Below are 23,898 nucleotides of genomic sequence, written 5' to 3'. Positions count from 1 at the left end.
TCCCCACCTGCACCATCCCCGCMCCCTGGTGCGAAGCCCACCACACCACCTACTGGTCACACGGCGGACCCACCAACACCGACAACGGCGTCCTCCTCTGCACCCACCACCACCACCTCATCCACAAAGAACAATGGCAAATCCACATCRCCACCGGCATCCCCTGGTTCATCCCCCCACCCCACATCGACCCCACCCAAAAACCCCGACGCAACCACCACCACCGAACATAAAACGGCCACCCACCCGGCGGTCCTGGCATGCGAACTCTTCGGCTTCGGCACCTCCAATGGTCGGGTCCATCGTGAGGAACTTGTAATACAAGTTCGCTACTTGTAGCATAAGACCTGCGGGCGATGTTGCCCCCTTCCGCTTCCAAGGAGAACCCATGAGCACCGTCGACCTGATCCGGCACGTCAAACTTTCCACTGCGAGGCTCCCGCTGGCCGTTCCCATCAGCGACGCCAAGGTCTTCACCGGCCGTCAGAAACCCATGACCGAGGTAGTCTTCCTCTTCGCCGAGGTCACCACCGAACAGGGCCACAGCGGAATTGGCTTCAGCTACTCCAAGCGAGCCGGCGGGCCTGCCCAGTACGCCCACGCCAAAGAAGTTGCCGATGGCATCATCGGCGAGGACCCCAACGACATCGGCAAGATCTACACCAAACTCCTCTGGGCCGGGGCATCCGTTGGCCGCTCCGGCGTAGCCACCCAGGCCTTGGCCGCCATCGACATCGCCCTCTACGATCTCAAGGCCAAGCGTGCCGGCCTGCCCTTGGCCAAACTCCTGGGCTCGTACCGTGACTCCGTGCAGACCTACAACACCTCAGGCGGCTTCCTCAACGCGACCTTGGATGAGGTCAAGGCACGTGCCACCCAGTCCATCCACGAAGGCATCGGCGGCATCAAGATCAAGGTCGGACTCCCGGACAGCAAGGAGGACCTGCGCCGCGTCGCCGGGATCCGCGAACACATCGGCTGGGACGTTCCGCTCATGGTGGACGCCAACCAGCAGTGGGACCGCGCCACCGCGCTGCGCATGGGCCGCCAGCTCGAGGAGTTCAACCTCGTGTGGATCGAAGAGCCGCTGGACGCATACGACTTCGAGGGCCACGCCCACCTCGCCGCCGTCCTGGACACGCCCATCGCCACAGGCGAGATGCTGGCCTCGGTAGCCGAACACAAGGGCCTCATCAACGCCAACGGCTGCGACATCATCCAGCCCGACGCTCCCCGCGTCGGCGGCATCACCCAGTTCCTCCGCCTCGCCGCCCTCGCGGACGAACGCGGTCTGGGCTTGGCACCGCACTTCGCCATGGAGATCCACCTGCACCTCGCCGCCGCCTACCCGCGCGAGCCGTGGGTGGAGCACTTCGACTGGCTGGACCCGCTGTTCAACGAGCGCCTCGAAACCAAGAACGGCCGCATGATCGTCCCAGACCGCCCCGGCCTCGGCGTGAGCCTCAGTGACCAGGCCCGCGCCTGGACCACCGAGACAGTGGAGTTCGGCGCGTAATCTTGAAGCCATGAGCCGGAACCTGACCGCGGACCTCGCCGCCGATCTTCGCAACCGCATAGTCGACGGCGACATCCAGCCCGGGGACAAGCTACCGAGCGAAAACACGCTGATCGGCGAGTTTGGCGTGAGCCGCACCGTGGTCCGGGCCGCTCTTACCCGCCTTCAGGCGGAGGGACTCGTGGAGACCGAACGCGGGCGGGGCAGCTTCGCGCTGACCCCGCCCCCGGACGGCCCGACGGCGGCAAACGGCACCAGGGCTGTGGTCACCATGGAAGACCGGATTCACCTGCTGGAGTTCCGAATCGGCGTCGAGTCCGAGGCCGCCGCCCTCGCCGCCGGGAACCGCACCGACCGCCAACTCAAGGCAATGTTGAACGCGCTCGAGGACTTCACGGCCGGCGTGGAGCACCCGGCGCACGCCATGAAGGCGGACTACGAGTTCCACCGAGCCATCGCCGCAGCCTCAGGCAACCCGTTCTACTCCGACTGCTTGGCCTCCCTCGGGCAGACCATGATCGCCATGCCCCGGACACGGCTGATGACCGGAACCGAGCACTACGCCCGGGACCACTTCGAGCAGGTGGTTCACGAGCACGGATCCATCTATGCCGCCATCGCAGATGGTGACGAATCGTCGTCGTCGGCTGCCATGCGCAGCCACCTCGCTAACTCACGGCGACGGCTCCGGGCCGGACGCCAGTAGTTCCGGCCTGCCGGTCAGGGCGTACCCAGTCAGGACGGGCCGATCAGGACCCGCCAGGCGCCAGCCGGGCCGGTCAGAACGTCCCGATCAGCTTCAGAAGCCGAAGGACCGCGGGGTTGGCTGTTTCTTCGTTCCATGCCAGCTCCAAGTCCACCCGGTTCAGCTCCTGAATGCCGTGCCGTCCGTCGATCTCATGGAATTCCACTCCTGTGGGGGCGAAAGCCATTGCCGAGGCGGGGACAAGTGTCACACCAAGCCCGGCTTGGACGAAGGCCAGGAGAGCGGGAACCTGGCTGGCGTACTGGGTGATGTTGGCGTGGGCGCCGGCGCTGGCGAACAGCCGGAGCACCAGGTCATGGAAATAACGGGCCTCCTTGGTGGAGTACATCAGCAACGGAAGCCTGTCCAGGGACCCGAGTGGCAGCGACTCCCCCTGCGGCGCCGCCATGTTGCCCAGCAACGAACTGCCCTCGGGCAGCGCCACCACCAGACGGTCCTGCATGAGCGGCCGGGACACTACGCCCGGCCGGGCCACGATGGGCCGCAGCAGGCCGATGTCCACGCTGCCCTTCACCAGGCCGTCCATCTGGTCCGTTGAGACCAGTTCCCGGAGTACAAAGGACACCCCCGGCATTCCCTCCGCGGCTCGCCGCAGCATCAGCGGCAGCGCGCTCTGCCCGGCTATGGCCGTGTACCCCACAGTGATGGCGCCCGCTTCGCCGGACGAGACCCGGCGGACATCCAGGTCCGTCTTGATGCACATGTCCAGGATCTGCCGTGCCCGCGGAAGCAGGGTGGCGCCGGCGGCGGTCAACTCCACCTTCCTGCTGGTGCGGCCGAAGAGCTGGGCTCCCAGCTTCTTCTCCAGCATCTGTATCTGGCGGCTCAACGGCGGCTGCGTCATGTTGAGCCGCTCCGCCGCAGCGCCGAAGTGAAGCTCTTCAGCGACGGCCACGAACGCTTCTAACTGGGGTAGGGAAAACATTCATACCTTTACTGAATTGTTGAGTGCGCAAATTAGCTTGGACGTGGATCGATGACTCCCCTTATGGTCGGGGAACGGAGCAGGTAAATCAACCCCGAGCCAACCCAAGGAGCACAGCGCAGTGGACCAGGCATACGATCCCGCCCAGTACGTCGACCAGGCCAGGATAACGGGCGTCTTCATCACCCCGGTGGCCTTCAAGGACCCACCGCTCCTGAACACCGTCGGCGTCCACGAACCGTTCGCGCTGCGGGCCATCGTGGAGGTCCAGACGGACGTCGGCGTATCTGGCTTCGGTGAAACCTACGGCGACGCCGGCCACATTGCCCGGCTCCAGCTCGCAGCTGCCGCCCTGCCCGGGACGGACATTTTCAACATCAACCGGCTGCGCAGCCGGATCACCGAGGCACTGCAGCAGGACAACATCCAGGGCGGCCACGGCATGAGCGGCATGGTGACCGGCTCGAGCACAGCTGACCGCGTGCTGTCCGCGTTCGACGTCGCAGCCTTGGATATCCAGGGCAAACTCCTCGGCCGGCCGGTCAGCGACCTCCTAGGCGGCGCTGTCCGAGACTCTGTGCAGTTCAGCGGGTACCTGTTCTACAAGTGGGCGGGCCACCCCGGCCAGGAGGACGATGGCTGGGGTGCGGCCTTGGACCCTGCCGGGATCGTGAAGCAGGCCCGGACCATGGTGGACCGCTACGGTTTCACCGCCCTTAAACTCAAGGCCGGCGTCTTCGCACCGGAAGAAGAGATCGCGGCCATCCAGGCCCTCCGTGCGGAATTCCCCGACCTGCCGCTCCGCATTGATCCTAACGGTGCGTGGACGGTGGAGACCTCCATTCGCGTGGGCAAGGAATTGCACGGCGTTCTGGAGTACCTCGAGGACCCCACGCCCGGCATTGATGGCATGGCGGCCGTGCGCCGTGAGGTGGGCATGCCGCTGGCCACGAACATGTGCGTGGTCAGCTTCGCGGACGTGGCGCCCGCCGTGGCTGCCGGCGCAGTGGATGTCATCCTCTCGGACCACCACTTCTGGGGCGGCCTCCGCCGAACCCAGTTCCTGGCCGGCATCACCGAAACGTTCGGCCTGGGGCTGTCAATGCACTCGAATTCCCATCTGGGCATCAGCCTTGCCGCCATGGTCCATTTGGCGGCGGCAACCCCCAACCTCGACTATGCGTCCGACACCCACTGGCCGTGGAAGGACCCGTCGGAGGACGTCATTGCCGGCGGCGTGTTCACGTTCAAGGACGGCGCCGTCAAGGTCCCCACCGGCCCGGGCCTGGGGGTCGAGGTAGACCGCGACGCCCTGGATCGCCTGCACCGCCAGTACCTGGACTGCGGGATCAGGAGCCGGGATGACACTGGCTACATGCAGCGGCTCCAACCCTCCTATGAGCTTCAGAGCCCCCGGTGGTAAACGCCGGGGAGCGGGCTTCGGGCGGCGTGCAATCGCTGAAGATCGTGGTCACGGACCCTATCATCAGCCGCTTCGAGGACCGGCTAAGGGCCGACGGCGGCGCCCACCACTGGGACATGGCTGCGGCTTGGACTCCCGAACGCCGGCTTACCGCCCTCGCGGGTGCCGACGTCGTGGTTTGCTCCTCCCTCGGCCCCGCGGAAGCGGAGGCTGCCGGCCGCGTGCGGCTGGTGCATGTCACGGGCGCAGGCTACGACAAGATTTCTTTCCCTCATCTGGCGCCGTCGGCTCAGGTGGCCAACACCTTCCACCACGCACGGCCCATCGCCGAGCACGTCATGATGGTCACGCTCATGCTTTCGCGCAATGTGGCTGCCGCCGACCGGGAGGTCCGCCAAGGAAAGTGGCGCACCATCGCAACGGACGACGACGTGCCTTTCCATCCCGTTCTCGCCGACCTGACGCTGGGGCTGGTGGGCCTGGGCTCCATCGGCGCCGAGGTGGCCCGAGTCGGCGGAATGCTGGGCATGAAGGTCCGGGCTGTCCGGCGCAACCCTTCGGCCCCTCTTCCGGAGGGGGTCCGCCTCGACTGGGTCGGAGGAAACCACGAGCTCCACAGGCTTCTGGCCGCGTCGGACATCGTTGTGGTGACGGTGCCGCTGGATCCCGGAACGGAGGGAATGATCGGGACCACTGAACTGGCCAGCATGAAACGCTCGGCGTTCCTCATTAATGTGGCCCGCGGTCCCGTGGTTGACCAGGCCGCGCTCTACGCAGCCCTGAAGGAACGCCGCATCGCCGGAGCAGGCCTCGACGTCTGGTGGGGGTCGCCCGCGGACGGTGTGGTCCCGCCGGCAGAACTGCCTTTCGCGGCGCTGGAGAACACCGTACTGACGCCGCACCATTCGGGCCATGCACGGGTCACTTTTGAACGCAGGGCAGCGGACATTGCCGCCAACATCGGGCGACTGGCCCGCGCAGGGAAACTTCTGAACCTGGTGCCGCGGCCGGTTCCGGCTACGTAGTTGCCAGGACCAGCTGCACGATCAGCAGGACGCTACCCAGCGCCGACGCCCCCAGGGCCAGGGCCTTGAGGCGCACCGCGTTGAGGAAGCGGTTAACAAACCGGGAAGCCGCGTAGCCGCCCACAGCCGCCGGTACCATCCACATCGCCAACACCAGCATTTCGGCCGAGACCGCACCGGCGATCCAGAGCATCATCATGGAAATCGACGAACCCACCATAAAGAATGCGCTCATGGTGGCGCGCAGCCGGGGTCCATCGTGGCCTTGCCAGACCAACGCCATAGGCGGGCCGCCAATCGACGTGGCCGTTCCCATGACGCCGGACGCCGCGCCTGCCGCGATCAGGTTTACCCGGACAGGCCGGGGCGCCCAGCCGCGGCCTGCCAGCACCAGTCCGGTCAGCACTACGGCCACGACCATCCAGGCAAGGCCTTCCTTGGACAGGGCGGCCACCAGCCACGCGCCGAGGAAGCTTCCGGGAACCCGGCCCACCAGCGCCCAGCCTGCGCCCCGCAAATCCAGGCTTTGCCGCTCCCGCACCGTCACCATCACGGTGACCAGAAACGCGAGGAGGATCAGCGTGGCCGGCAGCAGCGCCGGATCCACCATCGCGATCACCGGCGCCGCCAGCATGCCCATGCCGAATCCGCTGGATGCCTGCAGGCACGCGGCCAGGAAGATCACCCCGGCAATGATGGCGTATTCGGCACCCGTCACGGGGCGGAGGCGGTGGCAGGCGCAGTCGCGATAGGGACGGAGGCGCTGGTGGCCTTCAGGCCCTTGATGGAATCGAGCGGGAAGTGGCACTCTGCAACGTGCCGCGTACCGAGGGCCGAGAGGACCTGCGGTTCCGGCGCAACCTCACTGCAGATGTCCTGGGCTTGCCAGCACCGCGTCCGGAAGCGGCAGCCCGACGGCGGATCCAACGGAGAGGGCAACTCACCTTCGAGGACAATCCTGTCCTGCTTCGCACCGCTGACGTCGAGCTTCGGGGACGCCGACATCAGGGCAGCCGTGTAGGGGTGCCGTGGATGGTCAAAGACCTTTTCCGTGGCTCCCGTCTCGATGATCCGTCCGAGATACATCACCGCGACCCTGTCTGCCACGTGGCGGACCACGGTCAGGTCGTGCGAGATGAAGATGTAGGAGACCCCGAGCTCCTGCTGGAGCTCATTGAGCAGATTAAGGACCTGTGCCTGGACGGAAAGGTCCAAGGCCGAGACCGGCTCATCGAGGATGATGACATCGGGGTTCAGGGCCAGGGCCCGGGCAATTCCGATGCGCTGGCGCTGGCCGCCGGAGAACTCCTGCGGCGACTTGCATGCATCCGAGGGTCGCAGACCCACCATGTGCAGCAGTTCGCGGACCCGGGCTTCGCGTTCCCTGGACGTCGGGTAGAGGCCACGGTGGGTGGCCCACGGCTCGGTGATGATGTCCCCGGCGTTCATCCGGGCATTCAGCGAGGCGAACGGGTCCTGGAAAACCATCTGCACCCGCCGTCGCCAGCTCAGCAGCTCCTTCCCGCGGAGCCCGAAAGGATTGGTTCCTTCAAAACTGACAGCCCCTTCATCCGGGGTTTCCAGCATCATCAGGGTCCGGGCCAGGGTGGACTTGCCGCAGCCGGACTCACCCACCAGGCCCAGCGTTTCACCGCGGCCAACGGTCAGGCTGATCCCGTCCAGGGCCTTGAGCCGCGTATTGCCGCTGGCGCTCTTGGCCACGTGGAACGTCTTGGTCAGGCCATCAATTTTCAGAAGCGGCTCAGACATTGTTGATCTCCTCGCTGAAGTGGCAGGCGGCGGCGCGGGCAGGCCGCGGCTCGTTGCCGGAAGGGACGTTCAAAGCGCTGCCCGTGACAGCGGCGCCAAGTCCGGTGACCGCACCGCCGACCGGACCGGTGCCCGCACCACTGACCGGACGGAGCGCCGGCCGTTCCGCACAGCAGATTTCCTGGACCAACGGGCATCGGGACTGATAGACACATCCGGCGGGGATGTCGTGGAGCTCCGGCGGGCTGCCAGCAATGGACTTGAGCTGTGCGCCGCGCTCCAGGTGGACCGGCACCGATTCCAGCAGCCCCTTGGTGTAGGGATGGCGGGGGTCGGCGAAGACTTCGGAGACCGGCCCGCTCTCCACTACGTTGCCGGCGTACATTACAGCCACGGAATCGGCCTCCTCAGCCACCACCGCGAGGTCGTGGGTGATCAGGATGACAGCCATCTGGCCCTCTTCGCGGAGCTTCCGGAGCAGCTGCATGATTTGCGCCTGGACCGTGACGTCCAGGGCGGTGGTGGGTTCATCGGCGATCAGCAGGCGGGGATTGAGGGCCACGGCCATGGCGATGAGGATGCGCTGGCGCATGCCACCGGAGAACTGGTGCGGGTAGGAGTTGACCCGGGACTCCGGTTCAGGGATTCCCACGCGCTTCATCAGATCAATCGCCTCAACCCGGGCCTCCTTGGCACTCAGGCCGCGGTGGATGCGGAAGGCCTCGCCGAGTTGGGTGCCAACCGTATAAACGGGGTTCAGGGCAGTCAGGGCGTCCTGGAAGACGATGCCCAGCTCGGGCCCGGCAAACTTGAGCCGTTGCTTGGGAGTGAGGGCAGCGAGATCGGTGCCGTTGAGGTTGATCTCGCCGTCGGCCAGATCGCAGACGGGGTCCATGATCCCGGCCAGTGCCTTGGCCGTCATGGATTTTCCGCAGCCGGATTCCCCGAGCAGCGCCAGGGTTTCTCCGGCCCTGGCTTCGAAGGCCACACTGTTGACGGCGCGCACGGTGCCGCGGTGCGTGCGGATGTCCACCGCAAGGTCGCGGACCTTAAGGACGACGTCGTGTGCCTTCGCCTGCCCTGTTGCTGTGCCTGCGGCTGCGGCTGCGGCTGCGGCACGCGAGCGTTTTGCGGGTGCTGGGTCGGTAGCTGTTTTCACGGCTGTGTCTCCTTGGCTGGGATGCGGGCGATCAGCCGCTTGCGGGGAAGTGCGAGGCGCCAGCGCTGGGCCGGATCGGTGGCGATCCGCAGCCAGGCGGCAAGGACGTTGGCCGCGATGGTGGTGACCACGATGGCGACGCCGGGGAAAATCGACAGCCACCACGCGGTCTGCAGATACTGTCGGCCTTGGGAGACCATCAGGCCCCAACTGACATCCGGCGGCTGAATGCCGATGCCCAGGAAGCTCAGCGAGGACTCGGCCAGCATCACGTAACAACACTCGAGCGTAGCCAGCGTCAGCAGCGTCGGCAGCACCACGGGAATGACGTGCCGGACGATGATCGCATTCGGCTTGGCACCGAACGTGCGCGCCGCATCCACAAACGTCCGGCTCTGGAGCTCGGCCGATTCGGCGCGCGCCGTCCGCAGGTAAATGGGAATGCGGGTGAGGGCCAAAATCAGCACGATGTTCGCTGAGCTGGGGCTGAACACGTAAAGCACGACGACGGCGAGCAGCAGGGACGGGAAACTCATGATCACGTCGGCGATGCGCATGGACACGTTCTCACGCCAGCCCCGGTGGTACCCGGCCCAAACGCCCCAGAGGGAGCCAACAATGAGGGCCACTGCCACCGCAGGCAAGGCGACGGAGAAGGTGGTACGGCTGGCTACCACCAGCCGGGCCAGCATGCTGCGGCCCAGGGAATCGCTGCCGAGGAAGTATTCCCAGCCGTGCGCGAAGGTGAAGGGTGCTTTGTTGGCGAACAACAGGTTCTGCTTGGTGGCCAGATCGCCCATCAGGGCAGGGCCGATGAGGGCTGTCAGGCCGATGAGGATAAGGACCAGTGCCGAGACGGTGGCAAAGCGGTCCTTGAGCAGGAGGCGGAAGAGACTGAGCTTTCCATCCTGCTTGCTGTCCTTCTTACCATTGCTCGTACCGTCGCTATTTCCTTCCGGGAGGGCCGCCGGCAGCTGCGCCCGAGCCGCACCTTCAGTCAATGAACTCTTCATGGCTACTCCTAAGCCTTTACCGTGACGGGACGGACGCGTGCGTCCAGCAGCGCATAACCCATGTCGATGAGGATATTCAGGGCGAAGATCGCGACAGCGGTGAGCAGGACGGCTGCTTGCAGGACAGCGAAGTCCCGCTGCAGGATCGAATCGATCATGAGCTTCCCGATGCCCGGCCAGCCGAAAATGGTTTCCACCACAACGGCGCCGTTGACCAGGCCCACCGTCAGGTCCCCGGCCACGGTCAGCGCGGGGGCGGCCGCATTACGCAGCGCGTGATGCGTAACGACCCGGAGTTCGCCTGCTCCACGGCTGCGGGCCAGCTTGATGTAGGGCTCAGAAAGCGCGGAGACCATGGAACCGCGGACTATCTGGACCAGCACACCGAACGGCCGCAGGAGCAGCGTGGCGATGGGCAGCACCCAGGCACCGGCTCCCGACACGCCTGATGTCGGAAGCCAGCCCAAGGTGATGGCGAACACCCAGATTCCCACGATTGCCAGCCAGAAATCCGGGATGGAAGCGGCAGCCATCGAGACGAAACTTGAGATACGGTCCGCAATGCCGTTCGGCTTTAATGCCGCCCAGCAACCCACCACCAGGGCCAGCAGGATGGCCAGCACCATGGTGGTGGCGGCAAGCTGCAAGGTGGCAGGAAAGGCACGCAGCGCCATGGCGGCCGCGTCCTGCCCCGTGCGCAGCGACTGGCCGAAATCGAGCCGGAGCACACCGCCGAAGTAGTCGGCCATCTGCACCGGCAGCGGCTGGTCCAAACCATTGCGCGCACTGAAGGCATCGCGCATCTGTTGCGTGGCATTCAGCGGCAGGTACAGACTGGCAGGATTTCCCGTCATCCTGGCCAGCGCGAACACACCGACGATCACCACCATCAACGGCAATGCGCTCGAGGCAATCCGCTTTCTCAAGTAGATCAGCATGGCTGTCCTTCCTCCCGGAGCCGGGTTAGCTTGCCGGGGTCATTTCCGAAACACGCAACTCATCGCCACTGGACGAGTTGGGCGTGTAGTTCACGGACTTGGCCTTGCCGATGATGCCGGTCTGGTGCGAGATGTGGGCGAACTGGACAACCTTGTCGTTTTGGTAGGCAAAGATCTCCTCGAAGTCCTTCTTCCGTTCGTCGCCCGATGCCGCGTCCGCCTTCTTGATCATGGCGTCGAACTCGGGGGTGCCGAAGTAGCTCTGGGCTCCGGTGGACAGCATGTACTGGTCCACAGTGAAGGCGGCATCGCCGGCCTGGTTTCCGTGCTGTGTCATCAGCGCCACTGCGCCTTCATCTTTTGCGAAGGGGCGGACCTGATAGGTCAGGTGCTGGCTGGTTTCCAGCATTTTGAGCTTTACGTTCAAGCCGGCCTGGCTCAGTTGCTCCTGCAGCACCTGGCCCAGTTCAGTGATCTTGGGGAACTGGGCGCTGCGGACTACCAGCGAGATCTGCGCGGACGTGTCAACGCCGTCGGCCTTGGCTTCGGCAACAAGGGACTTCGCCTTGTCCAGGTCGAACGGCCAGCCCTTCAGTGCGTCGTTGTGCCCCACGATGCCTTTAGGAACCAACTGGGCTGCCACCTGGTGCTTGCCCTGGTAGAGCGAGTTGACGATTCCTTCCTTGTCGATGGCGAAGTTGATGGCCTGGCGGACGCGGATGTCACTGAGCGGTGCTTCGTTGGCGTCGAGCCGCAGGGCCACTGTCTCGTTGTTCGGGTAGTCGACGCCGAGGTCACCGATGTTGTCGTCCGGGCTAAGCCCCATCGCGACGTCAGCTTCGCCGCTGGTGATCATGGCCGCCCGCACCGAACTTTCGGAACGCCACTGGTACTCGGCCTTGGCATAGGCGGGCTTGGCCCCCCAGTAGCCGTCCCAGCTGGACAGCGTGATCTTCTGGCCGGCGTCCCACTTCTCGATCTTGTAGGGACCGGTGCCGGTCGGCTCACGGACCTTCTCCGTGGCGCTAGTCGACGTCGGGACCACTTCAAGGAACGAAAGGCGCAGCGGCAGGATGGGGTCGGGTTCCGGTGTGGTGACGGTGAGGGTAGTGGCGTTTACGGCCTTCACGGCGAGATCCGCATCGCCGAAGACATAGCCCTCTACGTTGCAGCCCAGCTTGGAGTTGACCGCCCTTTCGATGGTGAAGGCGGCGGCTTCGGCATTGAATGGCGTACCGTCCTGGAACTTGACTCCTTCGCGCAGCTTCAGCGTCCATTCCCTATCGGTGGTGGCTTTCCATTCTGTGGCGAGCTTCGGCTCGAGCTCGCCGCTCTGGGGATTGCGTTCGATCAGCGGCTCGGTGACATTCGAGCGCACCACAACACCGGTGGAGGTCAGGTTCGATTCACAGGCTTCGAGGGTGGGCGGTTCCTGGGCGAGGACCACGCGCACCGTGCTCGATGAAGCCGCGCCCGCGTCGGAATTGGCAACTGAACAGCCGCTCAGGCCCAGCACCGCGACGGATGCAAGGGCTGGCCACCTAAGCAAGCCAGCGGAAAAGGGGAGCTTTGAAGAAGACGTCATTGGATTCCTCCGGATTGGATACTTGCGGCAGCGGGGTGCTCTTGCAGCGGTGGAGCAGGGCATCAAGAACAGGTGCTTTCGGGGCCGCGCTGGACTCAAGCTAATTGAGGGCCACAGGCTCCACAAGGCTCGTGGCGGTCGCCAGCCGCGCCCGAAGGGGCGCCGGCGAGGCGCTCGGGGTGTGTGATGGGCACCACGCTGGCCTGAAATCCGCGTGGTTCCGCCGGAGTGGTCCCATCAATTCACTTCGTGAATCGAACTATGCCATTTACATGTTGGACGCGTATGAATCGGAATCCTAGGGTGCAGTTATGAAGAACATCGCTGTCCTCCAGGTAGGGCCACTCATGCCAAGCGTTCAAGAACCCATCACAAGGGAATACGGCGCCGTGCGGCTTCCCGATTTGCCCTCCGAGCAGGAAGAGTTCCTGAGGCTGCACGGCGGGTCTTTCGAGGTGGCCGTGACTTCCGGAAAGTTCGGCGTCGGCACGGAGCTGATGCACGCGCTCCCCAACCTTCGCGCGGTCATCAACTTCGGTGTCGGCTATGACACCACCGACGTCGCCCAGGCTGCCCAGCGCGGCATCATCGTCAGCAACACGCCCGATGTCCTCAATGACTGTGTGGCGGACACTGCCATCGCCCTGTACTTGGACGTCCTGCGCCGGGTCGGCGCAGCGGACCGCTTCGTCCGCCGCGGCGACTGGCTCAGCAAAGGCAACTTCCCGCTGACCACCAAAGCCAGCGGCAAAAGGGTGGGCATCCTCGGGCTGGGCCGGATCGGACGGGTCATCGCACGCAGGCTGGAAGGTTTCGACTGCGAAATCAGCTACCACAGCCGCAATCCGGTGGACGGAGTCAGCTACGAGTACAAGGCGTCCCCGCACGAACTTGCCGCCGGTTGCGACGTACTGATTGTCGCCGCCGCCGGCGGTCCCGGTTCGGCCAGGCTCGTGGATGCCAACGTCATCGGTGCGATCGGGCCCGACGGCTACCTGATCAACATTGCCCGAGGATCTGTGGTGGATGAGGACGCCCTCGTGGCTGCCCTCCTGGCCGGACGGCTTGCAGGGGCAGGGCTGGACGTGTTCGAGGAGGAGCCGAAGGTCCCGGAAGACCTCCTCGCCCTCGAAAATGTGGTCCTTCTGCCGCACCTGGGGAGCGGGACCCACGAAACGAGGGCGGCGATGGCAGAGCTGACGCTCGCGAACCTGCGGCAGTTCGTGGCCACCGGTTCGGTCCTGACGGCGGTGCAGGCATCAGCGTCGCAGTCGGCTACGTAGCAAGCCAAGAGGGCCGTGCGGCCCTCAGTGCCGCCATCGAGGAGGCTGCACTACGAGGGACCGCGCTGCAGATCATGGGCCCGGACGCGGGCGAAGTGTCCGCCGAGGCGGAGTCGGACATCCGCGCCGCCATCGCCGCGGCAGCGGCAGCGGGTGTGCAGGCCTCACTGCGCCCCAGCGAAGGCAATGACGCTGCGGACCGCATGATCGACGCCTCCTACGAGGAGGGTGTCGAGCTGACAGTGATCGGGGTCCGGCGGCGCTCCCCGGTGGGGAAGCTCTTCCTGGGCAGCACTGCCCAGCGGGTCATCCTGGAAGCTGGCTGCCCGGTCACGGCAGTAAAAGCAGACGTCGGCCCGCGCATCTGAGCCAGGGGGCTGCACAGTGCCCTGGAGGTATCAAGCAATGCAAAATATGTGTTGGACGTGCATCACTGCGGTTGAATAAAGTCGAGGGGAAGCTGTGGCGGGGACCACAAAGGCCGGCCTCCCGGCCGCCCCCGCAGCGTAGGCTTGTTGATCTATCAAAGAGGATTTTCCCATGCAGTCTGTAGACACCGCTGTCACGGATCTGGCTTCGGCCACGAAGAAATTTTTCCGGCGAGTGCTGCCCATCATGCTGGTCATGCTCGTCTGTAACCAGCTGAACCGCTCCAACATCGGCTACGCCCAGGATCACCTGCAGGCGGACGTCGGAATCGGTGCCGCGGCCTACGGCTTTGGAGCCGGGCTGTTCTTCATCGCCTACGCCATCTTCGAACTTCCCAGCAACGTGATGATGGAGAAGTTCGGTGCCAAGATTTGGCTCACCCGGATCATGATCAGCTGGGGCATCGTCTCTTTCCTGATGGTGTTTGTTCAGAACGAGACCATGTTCTACGTTCTGCGGTTCCTGCTGGGCGCAGCCGAAGCCGGGTTCTTTCCCGCGGTCATTTTCTACTTCGCCCGCTGGGTGCCGGCCGGCCAGCGGGGCAAGGCCACCGCCGTCTTCATCGCGGGATCGTCAGTCGCCGCGGCGCTGTCCGGCCCGATCGCTGGAGTGCTTCTCAGCCTCCACGATGTCGCGGGCCTGCGCGGCTGGCAATGGCTGTTCGGCTTCGAGGGACTGCTGTCCGTCACGGTCGGGATGGCCGTATTCTTCGTCCTCGACGCCAGGATCCAAGATGCCAAATGGCTCACGGCAGGGGAAAAATCCGCACTCGCCGGCGCCATTGACCGTGAGGATGCCCAGCACTCAGCCGGAAGCGGCGACAAGGTCAACCGCTGGAAGATGCTCCTGAATCCGCAGATTCTCCTGCTTTGCGGCATCTACTTCTCCGTGCAGCTCTCCATCTACGCCAACACCTTCTGGCTTCCCAGCATCGTCAAGCAGATCCCCGGCACCACCGACTTGAGCGTCGGCTTCCTTTCGGCCATACCCTGGGTCTGCGCCGTCTTCGCCATGTACTTCGCCGCCAAATGGCAGGACAAAGCCAAATCCAAGCGTCCCCTGCTCGTGGTTGCCCTGCTCGTTGCAGCCGTGGGAACGTTTGCGGCAGCCGTCGCCACCCCGGTTCTGGCGCTGGTATTCCTGGCCGTCGCCGCCATGGGCTTCAAGAGCGCCTCGCCGCTTTTCTGGACCATCCCCCAGTCCGGTCTGCACCCGCTGGTCCTCGCCCCCGCCATCGCCATCATCAACTCCCTGGGCAATCTGGGCGGATTCGTGGCCCCGTTTGGATTCGGCATCATCAAGGAACAGACCGGAAGCGTGGTACCGGGACTCTTCGCCCTGGCCGCCGCCTCCACGGTGGCTGCCGGCCTCGTCTACTTCCTGAAGGAACGCAAGGCCGCCAACTCCCCGGACGGAACTGAGGCCCGGCCCGAAGGGGAAACCCCCGTTGAGGCGAATGCCCGGCCGAAGGTCGCCGTCAACAAATAATCGGTCAACAAATAATCGTTCAACCAAACCCTCAATCGGACCGGGTCCGGCAGCTCTGCTGCCGGGCCCGTAGGTCTAGAGTGACCCGCTGGCCGCCGTCTGGCCGGAGCCAAGAGACTCGCGATCGATCTGAGGCGTACACGTTACGAGAACGGCTGCTGAAACCCCAGCCACGCCTACCGTCCGGCAGCGGCGGCTCCGTCGTAGAGGCAAGGCCTACGGCTCCGCAGACGAGCCAGCCGCAGACCAGCCACAGACCAGCCACAGACCGTTGTGGCAAAAAAGAAACCCCGGTCCGAAGACCGGGGTTTTCCTTGATTGCGTGCGCGAGGGGGGATTTGAACCCCCACGCCCTTTCGGACACTGGCACCTGAAGCCAGCGCGTCTGCCGTTCCGCCACTCGCGCGCAACTTCTTCCATTCGATTCCAGCTCCGAATCCCGGAGTTGCAACCTCGTAAAAGCAGCGAGATCAAGCATAACGGACAATCACGGCAAAATGCCAATCGGCCGTTTTGGGGCCGTCAAACCACCTGCGGACGCGCGCGTGATCCGCCCTTGTTCCTCCGCCGAACGCAGAGCATGCCCGCGTGATCACAGCAACACCGGGCGTTCGTGAATGAACGAATCGAGCGTCCGGCGCGTTGTGGATTAAGGTCATTCACAGGGGTGGCAAGTAGTATCGGATGTATAGGCGCCCGCTTCCCGGCGGGCTCACTGTTCTGTTATGACCTGCATTACCAGATGAGTTCCACGAGGTGTGCCGCCCAGCGGCTGCAAGGAAAGGAGAGGACCATGGGTTTGCTTGACAAAGTCGAGCGCGGCATCGAGAAGGCCGTCCGCGGCGTCTTCTCCACCGGTTCCAAGGCCCAGGTTGAGCCCGTGGAAATCGCCAGCCGGCTCCGCCGCGAGGTGGACCACAAGGCCATCACGATTGCCGCCGGCCGAACCCTGGCACCCAACGTCTTCGACGTGCTGCTCAGCGATGACGACTTCCAGCGGGCCCAGGAATGGGGCACGCCCCTGGCCGAGGAACTCTGCGATGTGGTGATCAACCACGTCCGCAGCCAGGGCTACACGCTGCAGGGTCCGGTCCGCATCTCGTTCCGTCGCGATGAAGCCCACCGTCCGGGAGACTTCGAAATTACCTCCAAGACCGAAAAGGCTTCCGGCCCGGCTGCCGCGGCCCCGCTGCGCGCCAACGTTCCGGCTGCGCCCAGCCGCCAGCCCGTCCGCCTGCAGCCCGTCCTGGACATCGACGGCCAGCGGTATTCACTCAACGCGCCCTCAATCGTCCTTGGCCGTTCATCAGAAGCTGACATTCTCGTGGACGACACCGGAGTCTCCCGCCGCCACCTGGAAATCCAAACAGCCGGCGGCACCACCACGGCCGTAGATCTGGGTTCCACCAACGGCAGCTACGTCAACGGACACAAAGTGGCCGGCAGCATGGAGCTCACCGACGGCTCCACCATCACGATGGGACGGACCAAAATCATTTTCCGCCTCCTGCCGGCCAACGCTGGCGGCCGCCCATGAGCGAACTGACCATCACGGCCCTGCGTTTCGGTTTCCTGCTCCTTCTCTGGGTTCTGATCTTCAGCATCGTCTCTGCTATGCGCCGCGACCTCATGATCGGCCGCAAGGCCGCCACGGGCGTCCCCACGGCCAGGCAGGTCCGCAAGAACCCCGACCTTGCCGAGCCGGCTCCTACGCCGGTGAAGCAGCAGGCCCGCCAGCTGGTGGTGACGGAAGGCCCGCTCAAGGGCCGGACCGTCCCCCTGGCTGCCAGCCCAATCTTGCTGGGCAGAGCCCAGGAAGCCACCCTGGTGCTGGAGGACGATTACGCCTCCGGCAGGCATGCACGGCTTTTCCCGCAGGGAAGCCGCTGGTTCATTGAGGACCTCGGCTCCACGAACGGCACCTATCTGGCCGACCAGCAGCTCACCCGGGCCCTCCCAGTGGACCTCGGCGTACCCGTGAGAATCGGCAAGACGGTCATCGAATTGAGGCCATAGCCATGGCCGCTCCGGACATCCCCGCGGAGAAGGCGCCAGCCTCGCCGCGTCCCCTGATTCTGCGCTACGCCGCGCGCTCCGACGTCGGCCGTATCCGCGCGAAAAACGACGACTCCGCCTACGTAGGCCGGCACTTGGCCGTCGTGGCCGACGGCATGGGCGGGCACGCCGGAGGTGATGTCGCCTCCGCGGCGACCGTCCTGGACATGATCCACTTGGATACGGACGAGTACGAGGGCGACGCCGGAACCGTCCTCGCCGACGAAATCCAGACGGCCAACTCGCTGCTGTCCGAACTCGTCCACATCAATCCCAAACTGGCCGGCATGGGCACTACCGTGACGGCCCTGCTGCTCGCGGAGGGCAAGCTGCACTTCGCCCATATCGGCGATTCGCGAGCGTACCGGCTCCGGGACGGCGAGTTCAAACAGATCAGCATTGACCATACGTTCGTCCAGCGCCTGATCGATGAAGGCCGCCTCCGCCCCGAGGAAGCCGAAACCCACCCGCACAAGAACGTCCTGATGCGCGTCCTCGGAGACGTCGATGCAAGCCCCGAGCTGGACCTGGACACGCTGGACGTTCAGCCCGGCGAACGCTGGCTGCTCTGCTCCGACGGCCTGAACTATGTGGCCGGCCACGTCGTGGAACGGACAGTCCGGGAAACCAAGGACATGCGCGAATGCGTGGAAACGCTTGTCGATCTCACCCTGGAGGCCGGCGCCCCGGACAACGTCACCGTCGTCATGGTCGAAATTGCCGAGGAAACGGACGACGACGTCAAGACAGCCGCCGTCGAAATCGTTCCTCCCGCTGAACTGACCGGCGAAAAGCCGGCTGCAGCCGCCGGTGCGGTTGCCGCCGCGGCCACGGCCGATTCTGTGGAGCAGCCCGGTGAAGCGGCGCCGGTAACGGCGTCCGCCCCCGCCCCGGGCACCCCCCGGGCGTCCGAACCTTCGGCTCCGGACACCGCCGACCAGGCAGACGCCGCCGGCACCGCGGACACCGCGGACACCGCGGACACCGGCCAGGATGCCGGCGAGGAGCCTACAACCACCACGGACCCCCATCTGGGCGAACATCTCTCGGCAGAGGTGCTGCGGCAGGAGCTGTCCTCACGACCCCACCTCCTCGTTGGAGCGGCCGTCGCGGCGGCCGAAACTGGCTCCATCCCCACCATCGCTGGGCGCACCGTCGCACGCCGGGCGGCTACAGTCCTGACCCACAAAGCCGAACAGGCGCGCGACGAAGCCGCCGAATTGGGCCCGGAACGGCGGCCTCGCCGGTGGATCACCATGGGCATCGCGGCCGCAGCGCTCGTGGCCCTCGCGGTGGGGCTCTGGCTGGGATACGCCTGGACGCAGACGCGCTATTACATTGGCGAATTCGACCAGCGGGTGGCGATTTTTAATGGCGTCTCGCAGCGCCTTGGCCCGCTCCAGCTGTCCACCCTTGAGGCCGTAACCGACATACGGATGGATTCACTGCCCCAGTTCTCCCAGCAGCGCGTGCGCCAGACGGTGCCTGCACGCGATCTCTACGACGCCCAGCGCATCGTTAAGAACCTCGAGCGCACGGGCAGCACCGCACCGTCGGATGAGTGCCTGACCCAATCACCGACTTCCACCGCTGCCGGCTCCCCGTCTCCGAAACCCCCTACCGCCACGGCCTCTCCCAAACCCACGGCATCTGCCTCCAAGCGTCCGACCGCGACGGCCAGCCCCAAGCCGACGGCATCTCCAACAGCCACCGCCGGCGCCTCCGCAGTGCCATCTCCAACCGCAACCTGTGAGGGTGGCCAATGACCCACGCCGACACAATCCCGAAGCCACGCCGCAACGTCGAGTTGCTGCTGCTCGTACTGGCACTTGGCGTGAGCATCGGCGCCAACGCGCTGATCAGCATCGACGAGCAGACCGCTTTTGACACGGATTTCTGGTTCCAATCCAGCCTGCTGGCGATTGCGGCCCTGGTTTTCCATGTGGTCCTGCGGCTCCGTGCAAAGTATGCCGATCCGGTAATACTTCCACTTGTGATCGCACTCAACGGCCTCGGCCTGGCAATGATCCACCGCCTGGACGCGCCGGGGGAAGACACCGGCAACAACCAGATGAGGTGGACCCTCATCGCCATGGCCGTCGCGATTGCCGTGATCTGGCTGCTCAAGGACCACCGGGTCCTGCGCCGCTTTACGTACATCTCCCTTGCAGTGAGTGCACTGCTGCTGATCCTGCCGCTGGTGCCCGGCATTTCCGCCGGCGAAATCCTGGGCGCCCGCGTCTGGATCCGCCTCGGCCCCATGACGTTCCAGCCCGGCGAGGTCGCGAAGATCACCCTGGCTATATTCTTCGCTGGCTACCTTTCCTCGAACCGCGACCTGATCATGCTGGCGGGCCGGAAAATCGGTCCGCTGCAGTTCCCGCGGTTCAAGGACATGGGACCAATGATCACCGCCTGGCTGGTCAGCATCGGCGTGTTGATCTTCCAGCGCGACCTCGGATCCTCCCTGCTGTTCTTCGGACTGTTCATTGTGATGATCTACGTGGCCACAAGCAGAATCAGCTGGGTGGTCATCGGCCTCGCACTCATCCTGGGTGGCGGCTTTGTGGCGTCCAAGGTCTTTTCCCACGTCGCACTCCGCATCGACGCCTGGCTCAATGCATTTACCGAGGAAGTCTTCGGCCGGTCCCCGGGCGGCAGCGGCCAGATCGTCGAAGGCCTCTTCGGCATGGCCAGCGGCGGACTCGTGGGCACCGGGCTTGGCCAGGGACGTCCCAACCTGGTTCCCTTTGCGAACAGCGACATGATCATCGCATCCTTCGGTGAAGAGCTTGGCCTGATTGGGCTGTTCGCCATCGTCATGATGTACCTCCTCCTCTTCACCCGCGGCTTCCGGGCGGCCCTCGGCACGCGGGACGCCTTTGGCAAGCTGCTGGCGTGCGGCCTGTCCTTCGCGGTGGCCCTGCAGTGCTTTGTGGTCATCGGCGGCGTCACGCGGCTCATCCCCCTGACGGGCCTGACCACACCTTTCCTTGCCGCGGGAGGTTCTTCCCTCCTCGCGAACTGGATCATCGTGGGCCTCCTGCTGATGATTTCGCACACTGCGCGCGGCCCCGTGGACACCACGCCAATGCAGCCGGGCAAAACCCCGGAGGCACAGACAACGGCGCAGCAGCCCGCTCCCGTTGCTGGCGGACGGCCCGGCAGGAATGCCACCCAGACCCTTCCTGACGCTCCCACCGAGGCGGTGAAACACCTGTGAACCAGGCCATTCGACATTCATGGATCGCCGCGATCGCCATGTTCGCCCTGATCTTCGGTGCGCTCAGCTATGTCCAGGTGGTTGGGGCCGACGAGCTCAAGGCCAACGCTTGGAACAAGCGTGCCATTCTCCAGAACTACTGCAACGACCGCGGCGCGATCCTCGTTGGCGGCACGGCCATCGCAGAGTCCGTTGAGGGAAACGAGACCTGCAAGTTCCAGCGGACCTACACACAGCCCGAGCTCTACGCGGGGCTCACAGGCTACTTCTCGAAGAACTACGGCGTGACCGGCCTCGAGCGCGCCATGGACGCCCAGCTCGCCGGCAGTTCGGACCAGCTCTTCCTGGACCGCATCGGGCAGCTGTTCCTGGGCAACCAGCCGAAGGGTGCCTCCGTGGAACTAACCATCGACCCCAAGATCCAGAAGCTGGCGTATGACCTCATCCCGGACGGCCAGCGCGGATCGATCGTGGTCACGGACCCCAAGACTGGCAACATCCTGGCCATGGTCAGCAAGCCGTCATACAACCCCAACCTCATCGCCACCCAGGACGCGGCCAAGGAGCAGGCAAGCTACAACGAGGTCATCAAGGTTCCCGGCGTCAACCTGAACCAGTCAGTCAGCGGCCCCACGGGCGCCCTCCTGGCACCGGGGTCGGTCTTCAAACTCGTGGACACCGCGGCAGCGTTGGGCTCGGGCAAATACAACGCGGACAGCGAACTGCCGAATCCGGCCGAAATGTCGTTCCCGGGCATCCAGTACCGCCTGCCCAACTATGCCGGCGGCAACTGCTACACCCGGAACACCGCCAACTTCGCGTTTGCGCTCCAGCAGTCCTGCAACACACCGTTTGCGAGCATCGCCCAGAAACTCGGTGAGGACGCGATCGCCGAGCAGGCGGCTAAGTTCGGCTTCGGCCAGGAACTGGGCGACCAGCTCAAGCTCGACTATGCCAAGAGCATCTTCCCGCGGGACCTGGACGCGGCCGGGCTGGCGCAGTCCGCCATCGGGCAGCGCGACGTCCGCGCCACGCCGCTGCAGATCGCGCTGATGACCTCGGCCATCGCCAACGGCGGCGTGCAGATGGCACCCAACCTGATCAAGGCCGTACGGTCCCCAGACCTGCGCGTCCTCGAAGAACCGAAGCCTGTTCCGCTGCGGACCTCCACCACGCCGGAGATAGCCGGCCAGATCACTGACTGGATGACCAGCGTGGTGAGTGAAGGAATCGCGGGCGGGGCGGCCGTCCCCGGTGTCGAAGTTGCCGGTAAGACGGGCACCGCAGAGCTGGGAACCGGCTTGAACAACTCCTGGTTTACCGGGTTTGCCCCGGCTAAGGACCCGCGGGTGTCTGTCACCATCGTCATGCAAGGCGTTGACATCACCACCGGCGCACAGCTAACCAGTCCGAACGCAAAGAAGATTTTTGAGGCGGTGTTGAATAAGTGAGGCCTACATCGGGAATCACCCTCGGCGGCAGATTCCAGTTGACCACGCGTATTGCGATCGGCGGCATGGGCGAAGTCTGGAAAGCCAAGGACCTTATCCTCGGCCGCATCGTGGCCATCAAAGTGCTCAAGGAGGAGTACACGGGAGACCCTGGCTTCCTCCAGAGATTCCGTGCGGAGGCCCGCCACACCGCGCTGCTAAACCACGTGGGCATCGCCAATGTTTTTGACTACGGCGAGGAGGAGGGGTCCGCCTACCTGGTCATGGAGCTGGTCCCCGGCCAGCCGCTGAGCAGCATCATCGAACACGAGCAGGTCCTCTCGCCGGACCGCACTCTGTCCATGATGGCCCAGACCGCACGTGCGCTGTCGGTTGCCCATGCCCAAGGCCTGGTGCACCGCGACATCAAGCCGGGCAACCTGCTGATCACACCCGACGGACGGGTCAAGGTGACGGACTTCGGCATCGCCCGCCTTGCGGACCAGGTCCCGCTGACGCAGACCGGCCAGGTGATGGGTACCGCCCAGTACCTCGCCCCGGAACAGGCCACCGGCCAGACGGCCACGGGCGCTTCCGACATCTACTCGCTCGGCGTTATCGGTTACGAGTGCCTCACGGGCCACCGGCCGTTCTCCGGCGAGTCCCAGATCGCCATCGCCTTGGCTCAGGTGAACGATGCCCCGCCGCCCCTGCCGGACACCCTGCCAAAGCCGGTCCGGGCGCTCCTGATGTCCATGCTCGCCAAGGATCCGAAGAACCGGCCGGCCAACGCCATCAAACTTTCCGAAGCCGCCGAAGCCATCCGCAACGGAGATATTTCGGCAGCCCACGCCGCCGTTCCCGGCATGCTGCTTTATGAGGCAGCCACCGGCCCCATCACGGCCCCGGTCAAGATGCACACGGCGCCCACCGGAGTCATTGGCTCCGAGAAAAACTCAACGACGGCGACCTCCGCCCTGCCGGTGCTCGGCGCCGCAGCCGCGGGTGCTGCAGCCGCGGGCGCAGCTGGCGCAGCAGGCGAGGGAACGCCCACCCGTGCCGGCAGCACCCTTTCGCGGGCTGACGCCCTGGCCGCCGAACGCAGCTGGGTCCAGGAAGAGGAACAGTACGACGACGAGCCTGCCGATGAGCCCGAACGTCGCAAGCGCAGCCCGTGGACCTGGCCGCTGATCGCCCTGATCCTGCTGGTTCTGTTCGCCGTCGTCGGCATCCTCCTGAGCCAAGCCGGCATTCTTTTCCCGTCGCAGGCGCCTGCGGGCACCACCTCGAGTTCGCCAAGCCGGACAACCTCCACGAGCGCCAGCCCGACGCCTTCCGCGACATCGGCAACGCCCACGCCCACGACCCCCTCGCCAACGCCCACGCCCACGGAAACCACCCCGGAGGCCATCAACCTGATTCCCGACGCCTACCTGGGACAGCAGTACAGCAAGGTGCGCAGCGACCTGATCGCGCTCGGGCTGCAGGTGAACGGCGTCCCGGTCGCCGATCCCGCTGCTCCCGGCACCGTCACGGACATCAATCCGTCCGGCCCGGTTCCGGCGGGTGAAACGATCAAGGTCACGTATTCCAAGGGTCCGGAGCAGATCGTAGTACCGGATATCAGCGCCGGCAGCAGCGAGGCCGAGGTACAGAGCGCCATCGAAAAGGCCGGGCTGCGCTGGCAAAAGGGAGATGATGTCGAGGGTGATCCGGGACAGGAGCCCGGTACGTTTGTCAGCTCTGATCCGGGCGCCGGCAAGAAGGTCGACGCCGGTTCCGTGGTGACGTACCACCTCGCCAAAGCCCTGATTCCCTCACCCTCGGCCACGGTCACTCCCAGTGCCCCTCCGACCGGGCGGTAAGCCGT

21 protein-coding genes and 1 tRNA gene are annotated in these 23,898 nt (G+C 65.1%); 14 read left to right on the top strand and 8 right to left on the bottom strand.

The annotated features are described in order from the left end of the window. The 3 genes from AC1DD3_RS06395 to AC1DD3_RS06385 all read left to right on the top strand — a co-directional run. A partial coding sequence (locus tag AC1DD3_RS06395; protein ID WP_476881217.1) for an HNH endonuclease occupies nucleotides 1–233 on the top strand: 233 nt, incomplete at its 5' end. Between the two features lie 155 nt (nucleotides 234–388). Further along, complete coding sequence (locus AC1DD3_RS06390) at nucleotides 389–1,516, top strand: L-talarate/galactarate dehydratase (protein ID WP_476881216.1); 1,128 nt, start codon at nucleotides 389–391, stop codon at nucleotides 1,514–1,516. Nucleotides 1,517–1,526: 10 nt separating this feature from the next. Continuing rightward, nucleotides 1,527–2,222, top strand: coding sequence for a FadR/GntR family transcriptional regulator (locus tag AC1DD3_RS06385; RefSeq protein ID WP_476881215.1), 696 nt, complete (start codon nucleotides 1,527–1,529; stop codon nucleotides 2,220–2,222). A gap of 73 nt (nucleotides 2,223–2,295) precedes the next feature. On the opposite strand, the gene AC1DD3_RS06380 is transcribed toward AC1DD3_RS06385, so the two are convergent. Then, nucleotides 2,296–3,207: a LysR family transcriptional regulator gene (locus tag AC1DD3_RS06380; RefSeq protein ID WP_476881214.1), complete on the bottom strand. Its 912-nt coding sequence runs from the start codon at nucleotides 3,205–3,207 to the stop codon at nucleotides 2,296–2,298. A gap of 121 nt (nucleotides 3,208–3,328) precedes the next feature. Here AC1DD3_RS06380 and AC1DD3_RS06375 point away from each other — a divergent pair, with 121 nt between their 5' ends. Then, nucleotides 3,329–4,630: a glucarate dehydratase family protein gene (locus AC1DD3_RS06375; protein ID WP_476881213.1), complete on the top strand. Its 1,302-nt coding sequence runs from the start codon at nucleotides 3,329–3,331 to the stop codon at nucleotides 4,628–4,630. Further along, the gene (locus AC1DD3_RS06370) at nucleotides 4,624–5,655 is read left to right on the top strand and encodes a 2-hydroxyacid dehydrogenase (RefSeq protein ID WP_476881212.1); all 1,032 of its coding nucleotides are present in this window, start codon (nucleotides 4,624–4,626) and stop codon (nucleotides 5,653–5,655) included. Before AC1DD3_RS06375 ends, AC1DD3_RS06370 begins: the two co-directional genes overlap by 7 nt. Here AC1DD3_RS06370 and AC1DD3_RS06365 read toward each other — a convergent pair. Genes AC1DD3_RS06365 through AC1DD3_RS06340 form a run of 6 tightly spaced genes read right to left on the bottom strand, consistent with a single transcriptional unit; the run spans nucleotide 5,648 to nucleotide 12,120 of the window. Beyond that, nucleotides 5,648–6,373, bottom strand: coding sequence for a sulfite exporter TauE/SafE family protein (locus AC1DD3_RS06365; protein ID WP_230120403.1), 726 nt, complete (start codon nucleotides 6,371–6,373; stop codon nucleotides 5,648–5,650). The genes AC1DD3_RS06370 and AC1DD3_RS06365 overlap by 8 nt on opposite strands. Continuing rightward, nucleotides 6,370–7,425 (bottom strand): ABC transporter ATP-binding protein, encoded by a 1,056-nt coding sequence (locus AC1DD3_RS06360; protein WP_476881211.1) that lies wholly within the window; start codon nucleotides 7,423–7,425, stop codon nucleotides 6,370–6,372. Before AC1DD3_RS06360 ends, AC1DD3_RS06365 begins: the two co-directional genes overlap by 4 nt. Further along, entirely contained in the window at nucleotides 7,418–8,584 is a 1,167-nt protein-coding gene (locus tag AC1DD3_RS06355) for an ABC transporter ATP-binding protein (protein WP_476881210.1), read from the bottom strand. Before AC1DD3_RS06355 ends, AC1DD3_RS06360 begins: the two co-directional genes overlap by 8 nt. After that, a complete protein-coding gene (locus AC1DD3_RS06350) occupies nucleotides 8,581–9,597 on the bottom strand; it encodes an ABC transporter permease (RefSeq protein ID WP_230120400.1) in 1,017 nt (338 codons plus the stop codon). The genes AC1DD3_RS06355 and AC1DD3_RS06350 overlap by 4 nt, the downstream gene beginning before the upstream one ends. A gap of 8 nt (nucleotides 9,598–9,605) precedes the next feature. Then, complete coding sequence (locus AC1DD3_RS06345; RefSeq protein ID WP_230120399.1) at nucleotides 9,606–10,535, bottom strand: ABC transporter permease; 930 nt, start codon at nucleotides 10,533–10,535, stop codon at nucleotides 9,606–9,608. Between the two features lie 25 nt (nucleotides 10,536–10,560). Continuing rightward, the gene (locus AC1DD3_RS06340; RefSeq protein WP_476881209.1) at nucleotides 10,561–12,120 is read right to left on the bottom strand and encodes an ABC transporter substrate-binding protein; all 1,560 of its coding nucleotides are present in this window, start codon (nucleotides 12,118–12,120) and stop codon (nucleotides 10,561–10,563) included. A gap of 311 nt (nucleotides 12,121–12,431) precedes the next feature. Between AC1DD3_RS06340 and AC1DD3_RS06335 the strand changes: the two genes are divergently transcribed. From AC1DD3_RS06335 to AC1DD3_RS06325, 3 genes are all read left to right on the top strand, one after another. Then, entirely contained in the window at nucleotides 12,432–13,403 is a 972-nt protein-coding gene (locus tag AC1DD3_RS06335) for a 2-hydroxyacid dehydrogenase (protein WP_230120397.1), read from the top strand. A 74-nt stretch (nucleotides 13,404–13,477) separates the two neighbouring features. After that, nucleotides 13,478–13,771 carry a universal stress protein gene (locus AC1DD3_RS06330; RefSeq protein WP_476881208.1) on the top strand — a complete coding sequence of 98 codons (294 nt, stop codon included), beginning with the start codon at nucleotides 13,478–13,480 and terminating at the stop codon, nucleotides 13,769–13,771. Between the two features lie 172 nt (nucleotides 13,772–13,943). Further along, nucleotides 13,944–15,320, top strand: a complete 1,377-nt coding sequence (locus AC1DD3_RS06325) for an MFS transporter (RefSeq protein ID WP_230120395.1) — start codon at nucleotides 13,944–13,946, stop codon at nucleotides 15,318–15,320. Between the two features lie 323 nt (nucleotides 15,321–15,643). Here the strand turns inward: AC1DD3_RS06325 and AC1DD3_RS06320 are convergent. Further along, nucleotides 15,644–15,726, bottom strand: a tRNA-Leu gene (locus AC1DD3_RS06320). A 387-nt stretch (nucleotides 15,727–16,113) separates the two neighbouring features. Between AC1DD3_RS06320 and AC1DD3_RS06315 the strand changes: the two genes are divergently transcribed. From AC1DD3_RS06315 to AC1DD3_RS06290, 6 genes are read left to right on the top strand one after another with little or no spacing between them, the layout of a single operon-like run. Continuing rightward, nucleotides 16,114–16,857 (top strand): FhaA domain-containing protein, encoded by a 744-nt coding sequence (locus AC1DD3_RS06315; RefSeq protein ID WP_230120394.1) that lies wholly within the window; start codon nucleotides 16,114–16,116, stop codon nucleotides 16,855–16,857. Then, on the top strand, nucleotides 16,854–17,336 hold the full coding sequence (locus AC1DD3_RS06310) for an FHA domain-containing protein FhaB/FipA (protein WP_230120393.1): 483 nt from the start codon (nucleotides 16,854–16,856) through the stop codon (nucleotides 17,334–17,336). Before AC1DD3_RS06315 ends, AC1DD3_RS06310 begins: the two co-directional genes overlap by 4 nt. A 2-nt stretch (nucleotides 17,337–17,338) precedes the next feature. Continuing rightward, nucleotides 17,339–19,141 (top strand): PP2C family protein-serine/threonine phosphatase, encoded by a 1,803-nt coding sequence (locus AC1DD3_RS06305; RefSeq protein WP_476881207.1) that lies wholly within the window; start codon nucleotides 17,339–17,341, stop codon nucleotides 19,139–19,141. Beyond that, the gene (locus tag AC1DD3_RS06300; RefSeq protein WP_230120391.1) at nucleotides 19,138–20,598 is read left to right on the top strand and encodes an FtsW/RodA/SpoVE family cell cycle protein; all 1,461 of its coding nucleotides are present in this window, start codon (nucleotides 19,138–19,140) and stop codon (nucleotides 20,596–20,598) included. The genes AC1DD3_RS06305 and AC1DD3_RS06300 overlap by 4 nt, the downstream gene beginning before the upstream one ends. Then, complete coding sequence (locus tag AC1DD3_RS06295) at nucleotides 20,595–22,049, top strand: peptidoglycan D,D-transpeptidase FtsI family protein (protein WP_230120390.1); 1,455 nt, start codon at nucleotides 20,595–20,597, stop codon at nucleotides 22,047–22,049. The genes AC1DD3_RS06300 and AC1DD3_RS06295 overlap by 4 nt, the downstream gene beginning before the upstream one ends. Then, entirely contained in the window at nucleotides 22,046–23,893 is a 1,848-nt protein-coding gene (locus AC1DD3_RS06290) for a protein kinase domain-containing protein (protein ID WP_476881206.1), read from the top strand. Before AC1DD3_RS06295 ends, AC1DD3_RS06290 begins: the two co-directional genes overlap by 4 nt. Nucleotides 23,894–23,898 lie beyond the last annotated feature (5 nt).

Source organism: Arthrobacter sp. 05T444, assembly GCF_056395905.1.
Note: the sequence above shows the minus strand (reverse complement) of the source record. Positions and strands in the feature narration are given on the sequence as shown.

Excerpts from the sequence above, each read along its gene's own strand:
- AC1DD3_RS06390 (WP_476881216.1), top strand. The coding sequence starts at position 389 with ATGAGCACCGTCGACCTGATCCGGCACGTCAAACTTTCCACTGCGAGG.
- AC1DD3_RS06385 (WP_476881215.1), top strand. The coding sequence starts at position 1,527 with ATGAGCCGGAACCTGACCGCGGACCTCGCCGCCGATCTTCGCAACCGC.
- AC1DD3_RS06380 (WP_476881214.1), bottom strand. The coding sequence starts at position 3,207 with ATGTTTTCCCTACCCCAGTTAGAAGCGTTCGTGGCCGTCGCTGAAGAG.
- AC1DD3_RS06360 (WP_476881211.1), bottom strand. The coding sequence starts at position 7,425 with ATGTCTGAGCCGCTTCTGAAAATTGATGGCCTGACCAAGACGTTCCAC.
- AC1DD3_RS06350 (WP_230120400.1), bottom strand. The coding sequence starts at position 9,597 with ATGAAGAGTTCATTGACTGAAGGTGCGGCTCGGGCGCAGCTGCCGGCG.
- AC1DD3_RS06345 (WP_230120399.1), bottom strand. The coding sequence starts at position 10,535 with ATGCTGATCTACTTGAGAAAGCGGATTGCCTCGAGCGCATTGCCGTTG.
- AC1DD3_RS06340 (WP_476881209.1), bottom strand. The coding sequence starts at position 12,120 with ATGACGTCTTCTTCAAAGCTCCCCTTTTCCGCTGGCTTGCTTAGGTGG.
- AC1DD3_RS06335 (WP_230120397.1), top strand. The coding sequence starts at position 12,432 with ATGAAGAACATCGCTGTCCTCCAGGTAGGGCCACTCATGCCAAGCGTT.
- AC1DD3_RS06330 (WP_476881208.1), top strand. The coding sequence starts at position 13,478 with ATGGGCCCGGACGCGGGCGAAGTGTCCGCCGAGGCGGAGTCGGACATC.
- AC1DD3_RS06325 (WP_230120395.1), top strand. The coding sequence starts at position 13,944 with ATGCAGTCTGTAGACACCGCTGTCACGGATCTGGCTTCGGCCACGAAG.
- AC1DD3_RS06315 (WP_230120394.1), top strand. The coding sequence starts at position 16,114 with ATGGGTTTGCTTGACAAAGTCGAGCGCGGCATCGAGAAGGCCGTCCGC.
- AC1DD3_RS06310 (WP_230120393.1), top strand. The coding sequence starts at position 16,854 with ATGAGCGAACTGACCATCACGGCCCTGCGTTTCGGTTTCCTGCTCCTT.
- AC1DD3_RS06305 (WP_476881207.1), top strand. The coding sequence starts at position 17,339 with ATGGCCGCTCCGGACATCCCCGCGGAGAAGGCGCCAGCCTCGCCGCGT.
- AC1DD3_RS06300 (WP_230120391.1), top strand. The coding sequence starts at position 19,138 with ATGACCCACGCCGACACAATCCCGAAGCCACGCCGCAACGTCGAGTTG.